Origin of the sequence: Clavibacter sp. MX14-G9D (assembly GCF_032917815.1) — a bacterium.
Taxonomy (GTDB): Bacteria; Actinomycetota; Actinomycetes; order Actinomycetales; family Microbacteriaceae; genus Clavibacter; species Clavibacter michiganensis_K.
Map to the genome: position 1 here is coordinate 1 of NZ_JAVCVL010000430.1, position 679 is coordinate 679.

Genomic DNA, 679 nt, shown 5'->3' on the forward strand with positions numbered 1-679 from the left:
GCACGGGCGGCGGGGTCGGCCCCGAGCCGCCGAGGAGCCCGGACCCGCGCCAGCCGCCCTCCCGGTCCGCCGCGCGCGCGTCGGCGGCGAGCACGGCGAACCACGCGAGCGCGGTGACCGCGAACGACGCGACCGAGAACTCCCCCGCCAGGACGGCGCCGGGGACGGACACGAGGACCAGCAGGGGCAGTCCGGTGACCGCGGGCAGGCGGAGCGCGTGCGCGAGGACGTCGAGGACGACCGCGAGCGCCCCCACGGAGGCCACGATGACGAAGACGATGGAGGCGAGCGGCGGGACCGGCGCCGACCGCCGGTAGATCTCGTCCCCGGCCTGCTCGCCGACGGCGAGGAGCGTGCGCAGCGTCTCGGGCGTCGGCACGACGCCCAGCACGGCCGTGCGGCCGGCGAAGACCAGCGTGACGAGGAGCACCAGGACGACGAGCGCGCCCGCGGAGGCGAGCAGGCGCGGGACGCCGACGGCGCGCAGGAGCGCCGCGGAGCCGAGGACGGCCGCGACGACGAGGATGCAGAGCACGAACCAGGCGCCGGGCTCCACGAGGATGTGGAGGCTGGCGGCACCCGCGAGGAGGGCCACGCCCAGCGCGGCGGTGAGCGGCCAGCGTGCGGCGCCGCGACCCGTGCCGCGTCCGCGTCCGCTGCTCCCGGGCGCTCCGCCGCG

At 78.9% G+C, this 679-nt stretch carries 1 protein-coding gene; it reads right to left on the bottom strand.

Translation table 11 applies throughout. The features are described from left to right. A partial coding sequence (locus tag Q6969_RS16135) for a transglutaminaseTgpA domain-containing protein (protein ID WP_317231342.1) occupies nt 1-679 on the bottom strand: 679 nt, incomplete at both ends.